18 protein-coding genes are annotated in these 17,358 nt (G+C 43.5%); 11 read left to right on the top strand and 7 right to left on the bottom strand.

Annotated features, from left to right (window positions below; translation table 11 throughout):
* Positions 1–75 precede the first annotated feature (75 nt).
* On the bottom strand, positions 76–1,395 hold the full coding sequence (guaD, locus tag H9629_RS13520) for a guanine deaminase (protein WP_191731282.1): 1,320 nt from the start codon (positions 1,393–1,395) through the stop codon (positions 76–78).
* Positions 1,396–1,493: 98 nt separating this feature from the next.
* Between guaD and H9629_RS15515 the strand changes: the two genes are divergently transcribed.
* The 3 genes from H9629_RS15515 to H9629_RS15615 are packed head-to-tail and all read left to right on the top strand — an operon-like array spanning position 1,494 to position 2,070.
* Positions 1,494–1,625 carry a hypothetical protein gene (locus tag H9629_RS15515; protein ID WP_263600649.1) on the top strand — a complete coding sequence of 44 codons (132 nt, stop codon included), beginning with the start codon at positions 1,494–1,496 and terminating at the stop codon, positions 1,623–1,625.
* Positions 1,622–1,909: a nucleotidyltransferase family protein gene (locus H9629_RS15510; protein WP_318245701.1), complete on the top strand. Its 288-nt coding sequence runs from the start codon at positions 1,622–1,624 to the stop codon at positions 1,907–1,909. The genes H9629_RS15515 and H9629_RS15510 overlap by 4 nt, the downstream gene beginning before the upstream one ends.
* Before the next feature lie 32 nt (positions 1,910–1,941).
* Complete coding sequence (locus H9629_RS15615) at positions 1,942–2,070, top strand: hypothetical protein (RefSeq protein WP_404794039.1); 129 nt, start codon at positions 1,942–1,944, stop codon at positions 2,068–2,070.
* A 36-nt stretch (positions 2,071–2,106) separates the two neighbouring features.
* Here H9629_RS15615 and H9629_RS13510 read toward each other — a convergent pair whose 3' ends face one another.
* Together H9629_RS13510 and H9629_RS13505 are read right to left on the bottom strand one after the other, a co-directional pair.
* Positions 2,107–3,072, bottom strand: a complete 966-nt coding sequence (locus tag H9629_RS13510; RefSeq protein WP_191731281.1) for a TerC family protein — start codon at positions 3,070–3,072, stop codon at positions 2,107–2,109.
* Positions 3,073–3,403: 331 nt separating this feature from the next.
* Positions 3,404–4,597, bottom strand: coding sequence for a sugar transporter (locus H9629_RS13505; RefSeq protein WP_191731280.1), 1,194 nt, complete (start codon positions 4,595–4,597; stop codon positions 3,404–3,406).
* Positions 4,598–4,898: 301 nt separating this feature from the next.
* Here H9629_RS13505 and H9629_RS13500 point away from each other — a divergent pair, with 301 nt between their 5' ends.
* Entirely contained in the window at positions 4,899–5,189 is a 291-nt protein-coding gene (locus H9629_RS13500; RefSeq protein WP_064095270.1) for a GNAT family N-acetyltransferase, read from the top strand.
* Here H9629_RS13500 and H9629_RS13495 read toward each other — a convergent pair.
* A complete protein-coding gene (locus tag H9629_RS13495) occupies positions 5,182–5,529 on the bottom strand; it encodes a hypothetical protein (RefSeq protein ID WP_064095271.1) in 348 nt (115 codons plus the stop codon). The two genes, H9629_RS13500 and H9629_RS13495, sit on opposite strands and share 8 nt — an antisense overlap.
* 196 nt (positions 5,530–5,725) lie before the next feature.
* On the opposite strand from H9629_RS13495, the gene H9629_RS13490 reads away from it, so the two are divergent.
* Complete coding sequence (locus H9629_RS13490; RefSeq protein ID WP_144724919.1) at positions 5,726–6,199, top strand: BLUF domain-containing protein; 474 nt, start codon at positions 5,726–5,728, stop codon at positions 6,197–6,199.
* A gap of 69 nt (positions 6,200–6,268) precedes the next feature.
* Here H9629_RS13490 and H9629_RS13485 read toward each other — a convergent pair whose 3' ends face one another.
* Both H9629_RS13485 and mpl read right to left on the bottom strand, forming a co-directional pair.
* On the bottom strand, positions 6,269–7,351 hold the full coding sequence (locus tag H9629_RS13485; RefSeq protein ID WP_064095273.1) for a zinc-dependent alcohol dehydrogenase family protein: 1,083 nt from the start codon (positions 7,349–7,351) through the stop codon (positions 6,269–6,271).
* Positions 7,352–7,708: 357 nt separating this feature from the next.
* The gene (mpl, locus tag H9629_RS13480; RefSeq protein WP_064095274.1) at positions 7,709–9,073 is read right to left on the bottom strand and encodes a UDP-N-acetylmuramate:L-alanyl-gamma-D-glutamyl-meso-diaminopimelate ligase; all 1,365 of its coding nucleotides are present in this window, start codon (positions 9,071–9,073) and stop codon (positions 7,709–7,711) included.
* A 243-nt stretch (positions 9,074–9,316) separates the two neighbouring features.
* On the opposite strand from mpl, the gene H9629_RS13475 reads away from it, so the two are divergent.
* The 4 genes from H9629_RS13475 to H9629_RS13460 all read left to right on the top strand — a co-directional run bounded on the left by H9629_RS13475 (position 9,317) and on the right by H9629_RS13460 (position 13,502).
* Positions 9,317–9,658, top strand: coding sequence for a DMT family protein (locus H9629_RS13475; RefSeq protein WP_064095281.1), 342 nt, complete (start codon positions 9,317–9,319; stop codon positions 9,656–9,658).
* A 198-nt stretch (positions 9,659–9,856) separates the two neighbouring features.
* The gene (purE, locus tag H9629_RS13470) at positions 9,857–10,369 is read left to right on the top strand and encodes a 5-(carboxyamino)imidazole ribonucleotide mutase (RefSeq protein ID WP_191731279.1); all 513 of its coding nucleotides are present in this window, start codon (positions 9,857–9,859) and stop codon (positions 10,367–10,369) included.
* A 15-nt stretch (positions 10,370–10,384) separates the two neighbouring features.
* A complete protein-coding gene (locus H9629_RS13465; RefSeq protein WP_191731278.1) occupies positions 10,385–11,506 on the top strand; it encodes a 5-(carboxyamino)imidazole ribonucleotide synthase in 1,122 nt (373 codons plus the stop codon).
* Positions 11,507–12,209: 703 nt separating this feature from the next.
* Positions 12,210–13,502, top strand: a complete 1,293-nt coding sequence (locus tag H9629_RS13460) for a lytic murein transglycosylase (protein ID WP_064101901.1) — start codon at positions 12,210–12,212, stop codon at positions 13,500–13,502.
* A gap of 121 nt (positions 13,503–13,623) precedes the next feature.
* Here the strand turns inward: H9629_RS13460 and H9629_RS13455 are convergent, their stop codons facing one another.
* On the bottom strand, positions 13,624–14,751 hold the full coding sequence (locus H9629_RS13455) for an anhydro-N-acetylmuramic acid kinase (RefSeq protein ID WP_005094877.1): 1,128 nt from the start codon (positions 14,749–14,751) through the stop codon (positions 13,624–13,626).
* Positions 14,752–14,831: 80 nt separating this feature from the next.
* Between H9629_RS13455 and tyrS the strand changes: the two genes are divergently transcribed.
* Both tyrS and H9629_RS13445 read left to right on the top strand, forming a co-directional pair.
* Positions 14,832–16,046 carry a tyrosine--tRNA ligase gene (gene tyrS, locus H9629_RS13450; protein ID WP_044112806.1) on the top strand — a complete coding sequence of 405 codons (1,215 nt, stop codon included), beginning with the start codon at positions 14,832–14,834 and terminating at the stop codon, positions 16,044–16,046.
* A gap of 485 nt (positions 16,047–16,531) precedes the next feature.
* On the top strand, positions 16,532–16,801 hold the full coding sequence (locus tag H9629_RS13445; protein WP_225215812.1) for a hypothetical protein: 270 nt from the start codon (positions 16,532–16,534) through the stop codon (positions 16,799–16,801).
* Positions 16,802–17,358: the final 557 nt, after the last annotated feature.

The raw sequence follows: 17,358 nt of genomic DNA, 5'->3' as shown, positions 1-17,358 counted from the left end.
TGCCGAGAGTCTCGTTTCAGTGCAAAAGCACAGAGAGCGACGATTGCAGTCAAAATGATCCGGCGCTGACGCGGTTTATTGGGCTTTGACATAGACAGCTTGTCCAGCAACATAAGTAGCTGCAATATTACGGTCATCCCCCAGCATGGTCAGTGCAAAAAAGGTATCTTCAATATTCCTCGCCTTGCTCTGACGCAGTGTTTGTAAGGCAGTCGCATTCAGATCCAGAACCACAAAGTCTGCCTCTTTGCCAATGTTGAAGTTACCCAGCCGGTCATCCAGACTTAAAGCTCTAGCACCACCTAAAGTGGCATGATACAGCGATTCAAAAGCTGATAGTTTTTCTCCCTGCAGCTGTTGAACTTTATACGCTTCATTCAGGGTTTGCAGCTGGTTAAAGGACGTTCCTGCTCCAATATCTGTACCTAAACCTACTTTAACTCCTTTACTCCAGGCTTTCTTCAGGGGAAATAAACCACTGCCAAGGAACAGGTTGGAGGTTGGACAGAAAGCAATCGCAGAGTCGGTTTGCTGCATACAGTCCCACTCCCCTTCTTCCAGATGTACGCAATGCGCGAAGACGGATTTGCTGCCGGTTAAGCCATAATGATGGTAAACATCCAGATAACCTTCATGTTCTGGAAAGAGCTCTTTTACCCAGGCAATTTCGTTTTTATTTTCACTGAGATGGGTATGTACATACACGTCCGGATATTCACTTTTGAGCTGGCCGGCTTTTTGCAGTTGTTCAGGTGTTGAGGTCGGAGCAAAGCGCGGTGTGATGGCATACAGGTTTCGTCCTTTACCGTGCCATTTCTCGATCAGGGCTTTAGACTCAGAATAAGCCCTGTCTGCAGTGTCCATCAGGGCATCTGGCGCATGACGATCCATCAGAACTTTACCTGCAATCAGGCGCATATTGCGCGTGGTCGCCGCATTGAACAAAGCATCTACAGATTCAGGATGCACAGTACAAAAGACTAATGCCGTCGTAGTGCCATTTTTAAGCAATTCCTGCACGAAAAATTCGGCAATTTTTTCGCTATAGGATGAATCCTGGAACTGGATTTCAGTGGGAAAAGTATAGGTATTTAACCATTCCAGCAGCTGTTCACCATAAGCCCCGACCATTTCAGTTTGCGGGAAATGGATGTGGGTATCAATCATGCCGGGAATAATGAGCTGTTCAGGATAGTGGGTCACCGTTAGCCCTGCAGCAAGTTGATGCTGTCCTTCCTGCCAGGAGCCAAACCACTGGATTTTTCCATTTTTTATGATGAGTAAACCATCTTCTACATATCGCACTTGGTCGTGTATATCACGTGCTTGGGCAACTGTATTCTGAATGTCGAGGAAGCGACCACGGATCGCTGTCGTTGCAATTACAGAAGACATTTTAAACCTACGCTTTTTGATTTTTTCGATTGATTGTAGCTGAAAAAATTGCCATGTTTGTATGAACATTCATATTTAAAAGGTGATCTTAATTTGCCATGACCTCCCAAAACGCTCTTGATCAGTTTTATCAGATTGTGCGTGTGCAACCTGTACGGATGAAAATTTTGCAGACATTGGCTCTGTTGCACCCCCATGCCTATATCGCAGCAGATGATTACCTCATGTGATCTGGGCGCATTTACATGGATCTGACTATGAGATTGATCATACCGAGGTCAACGTGATTTTCTTTGCCCCCAATGAGCAGGCTCGTCCTTTAGCGTGGCAACTGGCAGATCAGCTAAAGAACTATTTTCTAGATATTATTTGGGATGTGACTAATCAAGCTTTTGTACATGAGTGGTACCGGAGCGATCAAAATAAAAGGATTGAACCTTTGACTTCAGTTGAACAGCCCCCTATCTCTTTGGCCAGAAACAGCCACAGCTTTGGCACTGCGCCTGCAAGATGATAATGTATTAGAGTTGATCACCCCCTTTCAGTTTGACCGATTTATTTGAGTTAAAGTTGCGTTGGAATCCAAATTTAGTCAGCTATGCCGTGTTCGATCAGCGCATATTGAGCAAACAGTTTTTGCAAAAATGGACCAAATTATCCCTGATAGAACAATAAAAAAGCCTGCTGATGCAGGCTTTTTAATGATTAATTTTACAGGGTGGTTTCGTTATGCTTCTTGCTATGTCGAATCGACAAGATTGCAGTGATAGTCAAGACAAGCACAATAAAGCTTAAGGAAATCCAGATCGGCATATGGAATACATCCAGCATCAGCATCTTAAAGCCGATAAAGACCAGAATGATCCCGAGACCATAAGGCAGATAATGCATTTTTGAGGCTGCACCTGAGAGCAGGAAGAACATGGCGCGCAGGCCTAAAATCGCCATCAGGTTTGCAGTGAGAACAATAAAGGGATCGGTGGTAACGGCAAAAATAGCTGGAATAGAATCGACGGCAAAGATCACATCAGAGGCTTCGACCAGAATCAGGACCAGGAACAACGGCGTTGCCCAGAGCAATCCGTTTTGACGTACAAAGAATTTGTCACCCTGAAGTTTCGGTGTGATACGCATGTGTTTACGTAGCCATTTCAGGATGGCCATATCTTCAATATTACTGTCTTCTTCATGCTGACCGCGCAGAAACTTAAAGCCGGTATACACCAGGAACGCACCGAAGATATACAGTATCCAGGAGAACTCCTGTACAAACCAGGCACCAATAAAAATGAAGATGGTTCTGAGCACAATCGCACCCAATACACCATATAACAGCAATTTACGTTGTAGCGCCGGTGGAATGGCAAAGGCGGCAAAGATCATCAGCCAGACAAAAACATTATCGATTGCCAGGGATTTTTCCAGCAGATAACCGGCAAAGTATTCCATGACCTTGGTATTGGCAATTGCCGCACCTGCAGTCTGTTCCAGATACAGCCATAAACCGCCACCAAATAAGGTGGCGACACTGACCCAGGCAATACTCCAGTAGGCCGCAGTGCGGACTTTTACTTCCTGGCCATGCTGATGCTTAAAGCCGATAAAATCGATCACCAGCATGACGGCGACAATTGCGAAAAAGACAAGATACAGCCAGAGCGTACCAATTGTTTCCATGTGAATTCTCCACATCGGACGACTGGCCATAAAAAACCTTGACCAGCTGCCAGATGAAAAACATCTATAACAACATGATCAAGGTCTTGCCTACATCTTGGTGTTTCACTTTTTTGTATCAAGTGTGACCTAAAGATGCTCAGATACCGACTTTTTGCAAAGTGTAATGACGATATTCTGACACGTTCAAAAACTGAAATTTCATTCTTAAACGTTTGGAGGAGGCTACTCCCCTTGTTCAAACTCAATTCTGTTTGAGCGATTGCTCAATATGCAAGGAGCATGACAGATCTGACTGGAAATCACAATTTATTTTACAAAAAAGCAGCGTTTAATCAGCAGCTTTGGACAGAAAATCTGGACGTTTGACCAGATAGATACTGAGTAGAAATCCAAGCATTGCCAGCCCCGCTCCCACCCAGCCTATGCTGTCTAAACCGATCTGTGTTGTTATGATACTGCCAAGTAAGGCACCGGCACCTATACCGACATTATATAGTCCTGAATAAATGGCCATGGCGACATCGGTAGCATCTGCCGCAAGATTCAGGGTTTTGGATTGTAAGGCCAGACTAAAGCCAATAATACTCAAGCCCCACAGCAAGGTTAATCCAGACAGTCCTGTGACCGTAGCAGAGAGTGGCAAGAGCAGTAACATTGAAATGGCCATACCCAAGCTAAAAGCAGGAATTGTCATTTTCGGGAATTGTGCAGCAAAGCGGCCAAACAGATATGAACCCAGAAAACCTGCTCCGCCATAGACCAGCAGTAAGATCGTAGTCTGTTCAGAAGTAAATCCGGCGATATTCAGAGAAAACGGCTCAATATAACTATAGGCGGTAAATTGCGCAGTAATCATCAGAATGGTCAAAGCAAAGACCAGCATCAGGCTTGGACGTCGGATCAGGACTTTTAGGCTGCTCAAGGAGCCTGAATTTACACTGGGCAGAAGTGGCAAGGCTTTAGCCAGAATCAGACAAATGATAAGTGCAGCACAGGCAATCAGGGCAAAACTGTTACGCCAGCCATATGCTTCACCAATCATCCGGCCAAATGGAATGCCCAGTACCATAGCCATGGCTGTTCCTGTGGCCAGCAAGCCCAGTGCCTGAAATTCTTTGCCTTTAGGTGCCACCCGAACCGCGAGTGAGGCAGTAATCGACCAGAATAAGGCATGTGCAATGGCAATCCCGACCCGGCTAACTAGTAGTACACTAAAACTCCAGGCAAAATAAGACAGGACATGACTCAAAATAAATACTGCAAAGACCAGCATCAGCAAAAAACGCCGTTCTACGGTTTTAGTGAGTAGCATGATCGGAAGTGAGAGTAATGCCACGACCCAGGCATAAATAGTGAGCATGATGCCGACCTGGGTCGCAGACATGGCAAAGCTATGGCCGATTCCGCTCAGTAAGGCCACAGGAATAAATTCAGTCGTATTAAAAATAAAAGCTGCACAGGCTAAGGCAATTACCCCAATCCATTGCTGGGTGACAGAAGAAGCAGAAGCTGAATCAGACATAAGGGATTGCCTGTAAAAAGATGCAGTATTCTAATCCTGTCTCTTAATCAGGAAGTAGATAAAAATTAAAATTCTAGAAAGAAAAAAATGTAGAAAAAACTGTGATGATTTAAGCGAGATTATCCCTGCAATTAAGACAGCAATAAAACCTGATAGAGGGCAGGAAAATTTAAAATGAATAAGGGAGTGAAATAAAAAATTTCATTACCTATTAAAAACTTAACAATAATTCATATTGTTAATTCAGCAAGATGTTTTAAATTGAAGGAACCAGCAATTTTATACAGGATCAGCTTTCAGTATGGATATTCAACATCAGGATTCAAAACGCGGCGGTGTATTTTTTATGGAAGAGAATGGCCGACGTCTGGCCGAAATTACCTACCAGTGGCATGATGCGTCAACCATTGTGGCCGATCATACCTGGGTAGACAATTCCTTACGCGGTCAGGGGATTGCACGCAAAATGCTGGACGTACTGGTGGATTTTGCCCGCCAGAAACAGTTGAAAATTGTTCCGCAATGTTCCTATGTGGATGTCATGTTTAAACGTGATTCTAGTCTGGCCGATGTCGCAGCAACGGCTATTTGACTATCCAGGGGGATTTTTCAAAAGATCGGCCTAGTTTTTCTTTTAAGACAGGCAGAACTACACCCTGTAACAGGGTATATATACCAAAGCCTGCCATCATACCGGTCATGGCCCAGAAAATTTCTTCAAATTGTTGCAGCATCAACAAAATTGCCATAATCAGCAGATAACTGGCATGGAAATAAATGTGATGACCGACAAATTGCAAAATGGCCCAGCTGATAAAAATCGAACTGATGAGCAGATTGGTTTGAGTACTGAAGGTCAGATTATTTAAAGTGATCATCAGGGCAAAACACCCACATAGTAAGCCAAGGGTTAAGATCAAATCTTTTAACATCAGGCTGTGTCCTTATGTTTATGATAGGTGTATGAAAATATTCGTTTAATAATTTAGAGCTATTGTTAAAAGTTCAAATCTAAAATGCAAACAGAAATGCTTGTAAGCAAAAACGGATATTTGCTTAAAAAATAGTCGACTTGAGGTAAAATAATTGATTAAACTGTAGTTTTAATTCCTCCTCTGAGTAAGACGCATGATGCTACAACTTTGCTATGCCAGTGAACGGATAGAATCTGAACAAGAGTTGTTACAAGAGTTGAGCGATATTTTGGCGACTGCCCGGAATTTTAATCAACAGCATCAGATTCATGGCGTTTTATATTATTCCCATGGCAAGTTTTTCCAATGTCTGGAAGGTCAGGCTGAAATAGTGGAAAGCTTATTTCAGCGCATTTCTCGAGATGCCCGCCATCACAATGTCCTGCGTTTTGAAGATGCGATCGTAGAGCAATCCCATTTCTCGGAATGGTCAATGAAATATGTGCATAAACATAGTGAAATTTCTTCTTTATTTTCACGTTTAGGTTTCAAGCAGTTTGAACCGCATGCTTTACAGCAGTCAGGAATTTCTGAATTTTTAAAAGTGCTGTATCGCCTGGAGGAAAATCAGGCCAGTCTGGCATCACCAAAAGGTTATAAGCAACGCGGGTATGTCCCCTATTTCTGATCTATTGATCTGTAGATAAAAGTAGAAAATAAAAAAGTCCGCATAGCGGACTTTTTTATCTGACAGGCATCAGTTCATGTCAATCATGACTTTTAATGCCTTTTCATCAGCTGCATGTTTAAATACATCATAGGCTTTTTCAAAATCGGCAAATTTAAAATGATGGGTTGCCAGTTTTTCCAGTGGCAGTTTGCCGGAACAGCAGGTTTTGAGCAGCATACCGGTTGTATTGGCATTGACTAGACCTGTAGTAATCGTCAGGTTTTTAATCCAGAGTTTGTTCAGTTCAAAGCTGACAGGTTTGCCGTGCACGCCGACGTTGGCAACATGTCCACCCTCTTTGACGATATGTTGACAAATATTCCAGGTAGGTTCTATCCCTACTGCTTCAATGGCACAGTCCACACCGCGCCCATCAGTAATCTCTAAAATTTTCTGGATGGCATCTTCCTTGGCGGAGTTGACGGTATGAGTCGCCCCTATAGTTTTGGAAAATTCCAGCCGGTTATCATCTGTATCTACCATAATAATATTGGCAGGTGAGTAGAATTGTGCAGTCAACAGGCAACTCATGCCAATTGGCCCTGCGCCGACCACAGCGACATTGTCACCTGGTTTGACATCGCCATATTGCACCCCAATTTCATGGGAAGTAGGCAAAATATCTGAGAGAAACACGGCCACGTCTTGATCCAGGCCTTCAGGTAAATGATAAAGTGAAGTGTCGGCAAAGGGAGTACGCACATATTCGGCATGAGTGCCGTCAATCATATAACCCATGATCCAGCCGCCGTCATTGCGACAATGGGCATACAGCTGTTTCTGGCAGTTTTCACAGGTTCCACAGCGGCTGACACAGGAGATAATGACCCGGTCACCCTTTTTGAAGTTCTTGACTGCCGCACCGACTTCTTCCACTATGCCAATGCCTTCATGGCCCAGAATCCGGCCATTAAAACTACCTTCTTTTCGTACGGCTTCCTGCTCAATTTCCGGGTTTTTACCTTTCCATATCCCGAGATCGGTACCACAAATCGTGACTTTTTCTAGTTTGATGATGGCATCGCCAGGATGCAAAAGGGTGGGAACAGGGCGGTCTTCAAAGCGGATATCATTTTCGCCGTAATAGACCATTGCTTTCATACTTGTCATGACACATCTCCTAAGGGAGTGAGGAGTGAGAATGACCTGGCTTAGCCAGAATGGTGAATGCCTTGATCGCTTTTATTAGAGTGGCAGCAATGGGCTGATTCATGATCTAGCTTTCAGGTCTATAAATACCTGTATTCTTCCCGATTATGCCTTGCGTGTTATGGGGCTACAATGAGTCTTATGTATAGATTGCAACAAAAAATCATTAGAGGGATTTAGGTAGGAATCCGCAGTTTGGATCAATATCCAAGTCATGGTATTTCAAGATCAGCACAGGTATACACTTTTGCTCAATGAATATTTTAAACTGTCAAAAAAAGCCCGCTTAGCGGGCTTTTTTACTAGATCGAGATTAATTTATGCTTGTAAAACAGTCATTAGCTTCTGATGCAAACCGCCAAAACCACCATTTGACATAATCACTACGGCATCCCCCTCGCCTGCTTCAGCGACCACAGTCTGAATGATGTCATCCAGTGTGCGTGCAACTTTGGCTTTGTTGGGTGCAGCATCAATGACCGGTTGCAGATCCCAGTCCAGCCCTTCAGGTTGATACCAGATCACTTCATCAGCCAGACGAGCAGAATGGGCCAGGCCATCTTTATGGCTGCCCATACGCATGGTATTGGAGCGCGGTTCGATAATCGCCCAGAGTTTGCGTTCACCCAGACGTTTGCGCGCGCCTTCCAGGGTCGTGTCAATCGCCGTCGGATGATGGGCAAAATCATCATACACCTCGATACCACGGACTGTACCTAGCAGCTCCATACGGCGTTTTACCCCGCCAAAATTCGATAGCGCTTCACAGGCTGTTGCAATGGATACCCCGACATGTTCAGCGGCTGCGATTGTCGCAAGTGCATTGGCAACTGAATGTTGCCCGGTCATATTCCACAGCACTTCGCCTTTGACCACACCGTGCTGCAGCACTTTGAAATGGGAACCATCTTCCGATAACTGCTCAGCATACAGCTCAGCTTTTTCATTGGCATCCAGACTGGTACGCACCACCGGTGTCCAGCAGCCTTGTTCCAAGACTTCATCAATATTACTTTCAGTAATTGGTGCGATAATTCGGCCTTCGCTGGGAATGGTACGGACTAGATGATGAAACTGTTTTTGAATTGCTGCCAGATCATCGAAGATATCGGCATGGTCAAATTCCAGGTTATTTAAAATTGCAGTTTTAGGATGGTAATGTACGAACTTGGAACGCTTGTCGAAGAAAGCAGAGTCATATTCATCCGCTTCGACACAGAAGTATTTGCCACCGCCCAGACGTGCGCTTTCCGAAAAGCCAAGGGGTACACCACCAATCAGGAAACCCGGCTCCAGACCTGCCTGATCCAGGACCCAGGCCAGCATGGTGGTCGTCGTCGTTTTGCCATGTGTTCCGGCAACACCTAAAACATGTTTGCCCTGCAGCACATGATCGGCCAGGAACTGCGGACCCGAAATATAAGGCAGACCTTCATTCAGCATGTATTCCACAGCATCAATGCCGCGCTTCATGGCATTACCGACAATCACCAGATCCGGATGAGGCTGCAAATGACTACGATCATAGCCCTGCATTAAAGTAATGCCTGCATTTTCAAGTTGGGTCGACATCGGCGGATATACATTCAGGTCAGAACCTGTTACCTGATGGCCCAGATCTCGTGCAAGTAGCGCTAACGAGCCCATAAAGGTGCCACAAATACCCAAAATATGCAGATGCATCTACTTCACTCCGTTCCTGTCTGACCCTGTCACCTTAGATTGGTGCTACTGGCATGATTTATTCAATTTGCAAGCAACGATAGCAAGGCTTTACACGAAAAGATAGTCAAAACTCAGAGCGGATTGCGGGATTTTTTTAATCCAGTTTCAAGGATAAACTCGAAGAAAAGTTACAAGCAGTGCAATATCTTTTCACCAAATAAACGGTAAAATAAGTTAAACCTTTTTGCAGAGTGCATGCAGATGCTCCAGGCTCTATTTCTTCTGGTGATTGCCAACTGTTTCATGACACTGGCCTGGTACGGGCATTTAAAGTTTTTGCCACATGATGCACCGCTCTGGCAGGCGATTTTATTCAGCTGGATCATTGCCCTGTTTGAATATAGCCTGATGATTCCGGCGACCAAATTACTAGCACAGCAAGGACTGGCTGTCGGCCAAATGAAAATTACCCAGGAAGTGGTGACCTTACTGGTGTTTGTACCTTTTATGATTTTCATGTTTAAACAGCCGCTTAGACTGGATTATCTTTGGGCCGCTTTGTGTCTGTGCGGATGTATCTATTTTGTATTCCGCAGTTCCTGAATGGCAGTAACTAGGACTACTCCCCTATTTTTATTCCAGTTTTTAAGAATTCAAGAAAAAAATAAGAAAAATCGAGTCTTGCTTTGACCGTTAAATTTTATGAAGCTGAATTTTCAGTCTATAATGAGTACTCCTATTCAAGCTTGGCTCTCTCGTCGAGATTTATCTTTTCTTACTTTAATCTCTGGAAAATTTGCAATGAATGCGGCTGCTGCACAAGATACTCCTCTCGTAGGTATTATCATGGGTTCTCAATCAGATTGGGCAACTCTCGAACACACTGCCAATATGCTCAAGCAGCTTGGTGTCCCATTTGAAGCCGAAGTCGTTTCTGCACATCGTACCCCAGACCGCCTATTTGAATATGCCGAGCAAGCGCGTGATCGTGGTATTCAGGTGATTATTGCCGGTGCAGGCGGTGCAGCGCATTTACCAGGGATGTGTGCAGCGAAAACTGATCTGCCCGTACTGGGTGTGCCGGTGAAATCTTCGATTTTAAACGGTGTTGATTCATTGCTATCTATTGTGCAAATGCCAGCCGGTATTGCAGTCGGTACCTTGGCGATTGGTCCTGCCGGTGCCACGAATGCTGCCATTATGGCGGCGCAAATTCTGGGTTTGTCCCGTCCAGAGATCGCAAAAAATATTGCAGATTTCCGTACGGCGCAAACAGATAAAGTGGCAAGCAACAATATTCCAGGCCAGGTTTAAGTCGAGATACAGATTATGGATAAAACCATCGGTATTTTTGGTGGCGGTCAGCTGGGTCGTATGATGGCGCAAGCGGCACTTCCATTAAATATTCAATGTACATTTTTTGAAGCCAGCACAGACTGCCCTTCTGCTGCTTTGGGTCCGGTGATTTCGAGCCAGGCTGAAAATGGTCTGCAAGACTTTATTAACAGTGCAGATGTATTTAGCCTGGAGTTTGAAAACACGCCCCTTGCAGATGTTGACGTACTCACACAAAGCAAGCAACTGCATCCGCCACGTCAGGCTTTGGCGATTGCACAGCATCGTCTGTCTGAAAAAGCCTTGTTTGATGAACTGGCTATTCCGGTTGCACCGTATAAAGCGGTCACTTCACTGGAAAGTTTAAAAACAGCTGTAGCGGAACTGGGCTTGCCGATCGTACTGAAAACCTCGCGTGGCGGTTATGATGGCAAAGGACAATTCGTTTTACGTTCGGCAGACCAGATGGATCAGGCCTGGGCAGAATTGGGTCCTGCGGGTGAACTGATTGCTGAAAGTTTTGTAACTTTCTCACGTGAAGTCTCAATCATTGCAGTACGTGGCCAGAATGGCGATGTCAAAACCTGGCCTTTAGCAGAAAATCATCATCATAACGGCATCCTGTCGCATTCGATTGTGCCTGCACCATACAGTGCAGATTTGCAGCCTGTGGCGCAGGACTACATCACTCGCCTGCTGAATCATCTGAACTATGTTGGTGTGCTGACCCTTGAGCTGTTTGTGACAGACAAAGGCTTATATGCCAACGAGATGGCGCCACGCGTGCATAACTCGGGGCACTGGTCGATTGAAGGCGCCGTATGTTCACAGTTTGAGAATCATGTACGTGCAGTGGCAGGTTTACCTTTAGGTTCAACGGAAGTGATCCGTCCAACTGTCTTGGTGAACATCATTGGGCAGTATCCAAAGTCTGAAGATGTACTGGCATTAGAAGGGGCGCATTTGCATCTTTACAACAAGTCAGAGCGCGAAGGCCGCAAGATTGGTCATATTACCCTGATGCCAAATGACAGTACGCAATTGTCTATACTTTGCCGTCAACTGGCGAAAATTCTACCAAATCCATTGGCATTGAGCGAAGATATGACCATCTAGGCTTTAACTTGCTGATAAAAAAAGCGATCACTACTGTGATCGCTTTTTTATTTGCCTGCTTTCAGGCATGATTGCGCCTCTTTAAAAATACCTGCCATTGGTCGGATCATTTTGTAGAATAATTGATTATAAACCGATCAATTGATTATAAATATCATCATCTCATTCAAGCCGATTTTGCGCGGGATTGTTGCTATTCAACTATGGATAAGCCTGAATCAATATTTGAATTTAAAACTAGGATATGGTTTTAAATTTAAATTCATAAAAATAAATTCAAATTTAAAATAGCTTTGAATTCAAATTGTACTTTTAAATTCAAAAGCATGAATTCAAATTTAAAATCCGATAAATAAATTCAAAGTTTCTGAATTTAAAACTGGCTCGTCATTTTAATGAATTTAAAACCAGCATCGTGTCAGCCAGAAGCTCTGACGGTTTAAAGCACTCTATTATCAACTTAAGTTATCCACAATTAATTTTTAAATTCATAAAATTGGACTCAATTTATAACTTTAAATTCAAAACCGCGCGCATTTTGAATTTAAAAAACAACCTGTGGATAAATATTTAAATTTAAAACTACAAAATGAATTCAAAAGTGTAGAAATTATGAATTTAAATTTACGTATTGGCGCTTTAATTTTCATCATGAGCTGCTAAGGTAAAAACATAATTCGAAATCTAAATATTCAGGGGTCTTATGCAACGGCTTGCACTTTTTGTTGGTTCTGTGGTTTTGGCTGCAACTCAGGCACAGGCAGAACTTATTATTAATGGCCAGCGTGTCACACCGACTAATTTGCCTGCTAGTTCAAGTAGTCCAAATTATGCATCCCAAAATAATTTTCAGAATTGTCTTGCCAATTTACGCAGTCAGGCAGTTGCCCAAGGGGTGAGTGGTTCAACTTATGATCGCTATACCCAAAATTTAACACCCGATTATTCTGTGATCGAGCGCCTGAACTATCAGCCTGAGTTTTCAACACCGATCTGGGATTATTTGTCAGGTTTGGTTGATGAAGAGCGTGTCCAACTGGGCCGGCAAAAACTGCAGCAGCATCGTGAAGTGTTAAACCGTATTAGTGCCGTTTATGGGGTGCCTGCAGAAACCATCGTGGCGGTATGGGGAGTAGAAAGTAATTTCGGTGATATTTCGGGTCGTTACCCTTTATTGCAGGCTTTGGGTACCTTGAGCTGTGAAGGTCGTCGTCAAAGTTATTTCCGTGGTGAGTTCTTTACCACCATGAAACTGCTGCAGCGTGGTGATGTGCGTGAAGAGCAGCTGCGTGGCTCATGGGCAGGCGCATTTGGTCATACCCAGTTTATGCCATCGACTTATGATGAACTTGCAGTTGATTTTGATGGTGATGGCCGACGTGATCTGGTTTCGAGCATTCCTGATGCACTGGCGTCGACCGCAAACTTTTTAAGCAAGCGAGGCTGGCAGAGCGGACAACCTTGGGGTTTTGAAGTCAAGATCCCGCAAGGCATGTCGGTTTCTGGTGAAGGCCGTCGTAATAAAAAATCCTTGAGTAACTGGCTTAATCAGGGGGTGGTGCGTGCCGACGGTTCGCCTTTAATTCAAGGAAATTTATCACAATCCTCTCAAGCCGGATTACTTGCGCCTGCGGGGCCGAATGGCCCGGTGTTCCTGGTCTTTAAAAACTTTGATGCCATTTATAGCTATAACGCGGCAGAAAGTTATGCCTTGGCGATTGCACATCTGTCAGATCGTTTGCAGGGTAAAGGTAGCTTTACGGCCACATGGCCCACCGATGATCCGGGAACTTCTCGTGCAGAACGTCGTGAGATCCAGCAATTTTTATTGAATCGAGGTTATGACATTGGTGCGGTGGATGGCCTGATTGGAGATAAAACCCGTCAGGCGATTCGTCAGGAACAGCAGCGTTTGGGCTTAAGTCCTACAGGTCGTGCCGGTCAGCAAATTTTGCGGGCCTTTAGAAATGAAAATGCCAAACGCATGATGCAATAAAGAATATTGAAAACTGAAAAAGGTCTGCATTTTTGCAAACCTTTTTTGACGACTGTTTTTGAGTAGCTATTTTGAGTAGCTGTGTAGCATAGCCATGCAAGATAATAGTAATTCGCTGAATTTAAACAGCAGTAATGGTGCCGAGAACGCGATAGCCAGCGGCACCAGTGACTGCAGGCAGGTTGCCATTTAGCTGATTCATAAAACGCATGGCCAGCCAGGCAAAGGCAGTAGCTTCTACCCAGGTCGGACTGAGGCCCAGATCGGCGGTAGTCTGTACGCTCCATTCATGTTTGCGCAGGCGCCAGCGCAACTGCTCCAGTAAATGTGAGTTGTAGGCACCACCACCGCAAACAAAAACCTGTCCGGTATCCATGCCGGAGCGGTAAATGGCTTTTTTAATGGCACGGGTGGTGAGCTTTAATAAAGTCGCCTGTACATTTTCTGGAGTGTCTTCCAGTTCATCGTATTGTAGGTCATTGCGCCAGTCAGCAATCTGTTCATCCAGCCATTCCAAGTTAAAATCTTCACGACCGGTACTTTTCGGAGGCTCTTTGGAGAAGAATTCGTGTGACTGCAAGCGATCCAGCAAGCTGCGAATCGGGGTGCCATAGGCTGCCCAGTTACCATTTTCATCAAAAGGCTGACCGGTATAACGGGAACACCAAGCATCCATCAAGATATTGGCCGGTCCGGTATCAAAACCATACACCTCTTCAGGCTTGCCGGCAGGCAGCAGGCTGACATTCGCAATACCGCCCAGATTTAAAATTACCCGGTGAATGCTGTCATGCTGGAAGATATCCTGATGAAATGCTGGAACTAAAGGTGCTCCCTGACCACCTGCCGCCAGATCACGACGACGGAAATCTGAAATCACCGGAATCTGGGTAATTTCAGTAATGATGTTCGGGTCACCAATTTGCAGGGTGAAGCCATGTTCAGGACGATGCCGGATAGTCTGGCCATGCGAGCCAATCGCCTTAATTCTGGATTTATCCAGGTTATTTTTTTCAATCAGCGCATTAATACCATGACCAATCATTTGTGCCAATGCAACATCGGCCTTACCCATGCGGTCAATTTCATTGTCATCTGGCAAGGTCAGTGCCATCAGCTCATCCCGAAGGTCGGGATCAAATGCCAAAGTGAGTGTGGCATGAAGCTGGAGTGGATCAAAAGAAGCAGCAACAATATCGACACCATCCATGCTCGTGCCGGTCATTACCCCAATATAGATCGCTGTCATGGTTATTCTTAAGCCTGCAATATGCTGAAAAAGTGTTAGTATATCGCACAAATTGAGTAACTGATGTATTGGATTTTGTGATGTCAAATTTCCTGCCGGCTGAAGAACAACTTGCCCTCATTCAACGAGGCACCCACGAAATTATTTCTGAAGAAGACCTTCTCAAGAAATTAAAACAGAATCGCCCATTAAAAATTAAAGCGGGTTTTGACCCGACTGCGCCTGACTTACACCTGGGTCATACGGTTCTCATTAATAAGTTAAAAGTATTCCAAGACTTGGGTCATGAGGTGTACTTCCTGATCGGTGACTATACTGCGATGATCGGTGATCCAACCGGAAAAAGTGCTACACGTCCGCCGTTGTCACGTGAACAGGTTTTAGAAAATGCAAAAACATATCAAGAACAGGTGTTTAAAATTCTTGATCCAAACAAAACCAAAGTGGTGTTCAACTCGGAATGGTTTGCTCAAAAAACTGCAGCTGATCTGATTCAACTGGCATCTCAGCAAACGGTTGCACGTATGCTTGAGCGTGATGACTTTACCAAGCGCTATAACAATCATCAGCCAATCGCGATTCATGAATTCTTGTATCCATTGGTTCAGGGTTATGACTCGATCGCACTGGAAGCAGATGTAGAGTTGGGTGGTACAGACCAGACCTTTAACCTGTTGATGGGTCGTACGCTTCAAGGTCGTTATGATCAGGAACCACAAGTCTGTATTACTGTACCAATTCTTGAAGGTCTGGATGGCGTCAACAAGATGTCCAAATCTTTAGGTAACTATATTGGTGTATTTGATGCACCAGGTGCGATGTACCAAAAAGTGCTTTCAATGCCGGATTCTCTGATCGAGCGTTATTTTGACCTGTTAAGTTTCAAGTCAATTGAAGAAATTCAGCAACTATTAAAAGAAGTGGCAGAAGGCCGTAATCCGCAAGAAGTCAAAAAGATTCTTGCGTTAGAGTTGGTCGAGCGTTTCCATGGTGCTGAAGCGGCTGCCAATGCACATAAAGGTGCAGGTAATATCATTACTGAAGGTGAACTGCCTGAGGGTACGCCTGAAGTGACCATTTCACGTGCTGAATTCGGTGGCGAAATCTTTATTACTTCAATTTTACGTGAAGCAGGCTTAACTAAAAATGCAGCACAAGCCAAAGATGCTTTAGGTCGTGGTGCGGTAAAAGTAGACTGGAAGCCAGTTGATGCCTCTTTTTCTGTGAAAGAGAACGTGACTTTGATTATACAAGCGAGTAAAAAATCCATTGCTAAAGTAACTTTTGTTGACTAAATTTAGAGCTAAGTTGTTGAAATAAAAGCAGGCTTTGGCCTGCTTTTTTATTGATGTCTTATATTCATAAATCGAATAAGTAACTTCAAAAAAAACCCTATGAAAACAATAGGTAATTTTTTCCAAATTGCTTGCTTTTCGGGAATATTATGTATAGGATTTATTCATCTAGAGAATTTGTTTAGACATCTAGAGGGTAGTAATAATAAGGTAAATCCACAATTTATAAGGTCTCCTTCCAAAGAGACTCTTTTTAAGCTTTAAAGTGAATAACTATAATAATGACATCGTGGATCGGGTAAAGATTCAATTCTAAGGGAGAGATTTTGGGAGAGATCTCTTCCTTTTTTATTGCTGTGGTCTAAGCGCGATTTTCGGTATTCAACAAATGAAATAAAGTCGAAATTAGCTTAATCCTTTTTTAAACCTCATTTCATTTATAAAAAAGAAAGGTAAATAAGGTGTATCACTACCAGACTGAACAGATGTTTGATGAAGATATTGATTTCATTTTACGTTTTTTATTTGAATATGACGTTTCTGAACAAAAGCGAAAGTCTTTTCACTATGCTTGTGCTTTATTCCAGCAATTAGATCTTGCCTCACATTATCTGCTTTTTTCCTTAGTCAAAGAACGATTACCACATCGGGCTAAATTATTATTCGCTGCTGAAGACTATAACGGTAAAAAAGAGGTTATTCAGGAAGTGATGCAGCATTGGATAAAAGATCGTAGTTCATCAAAGACGAATTAATCTACTTTAATCCCTTTTTATCTTTAAATATCTTTAATGAAATTTTAGAACTGATCTGGAACCAGTGGGGATCAGGCCGGTATTTGTGCTTTTAAAAATCTCGTAGTAAAAAAAGATCATAGAAAAAGTAGTAAATTTTGCTTTCTACCTTTATTTGTCTAATAAGCCAGTTAGAAAACAGAAAAAGATATAAATAGATATAAGGAAATTTTAGAAAGTTCTGGATATAGAGTGTGGAAAACTTAACGTCTGATTGAAGTTTAGGCATTTTTTTGAAATTTATACATTTTTGATAGCTATGAGGTCTTAATGAGATTGGCGGTATTAAAGAAAATTGCACTGAGTACAGCTTTTAATGCAGAAAAATGCTCAAAATTTAGATAAAAAAACGATTTTTTAATGAATTTTGTAGAAAAAAGATACATGCGTGAAAAATATAGTGAATTGGGGGTTGCAATGATTCTGAAATCCTCTAGAATGCACCCATACCGACGAGATAGACGGAAACGAACGAAGCAGATTGCTGAGTTGTTAAGTATATCGAAGTCCAGCTTCTG

Source organism: Acinetobacter pecorum, assembly GCF_014837015.1.
In the GTDB taxonomy this organism is placed as follows: domain Bacteria; phylum Pseudomonadota; class Gammaproteobacteria; order Pseudomonadales; family Moraxellaceae; genus Acinetobacter; species Acinetobacter pecorum.
Note: the sequence above shows the minus strand (reverse complement) of the source record. Positions and strands in the feature narration are given on the sequence as shown.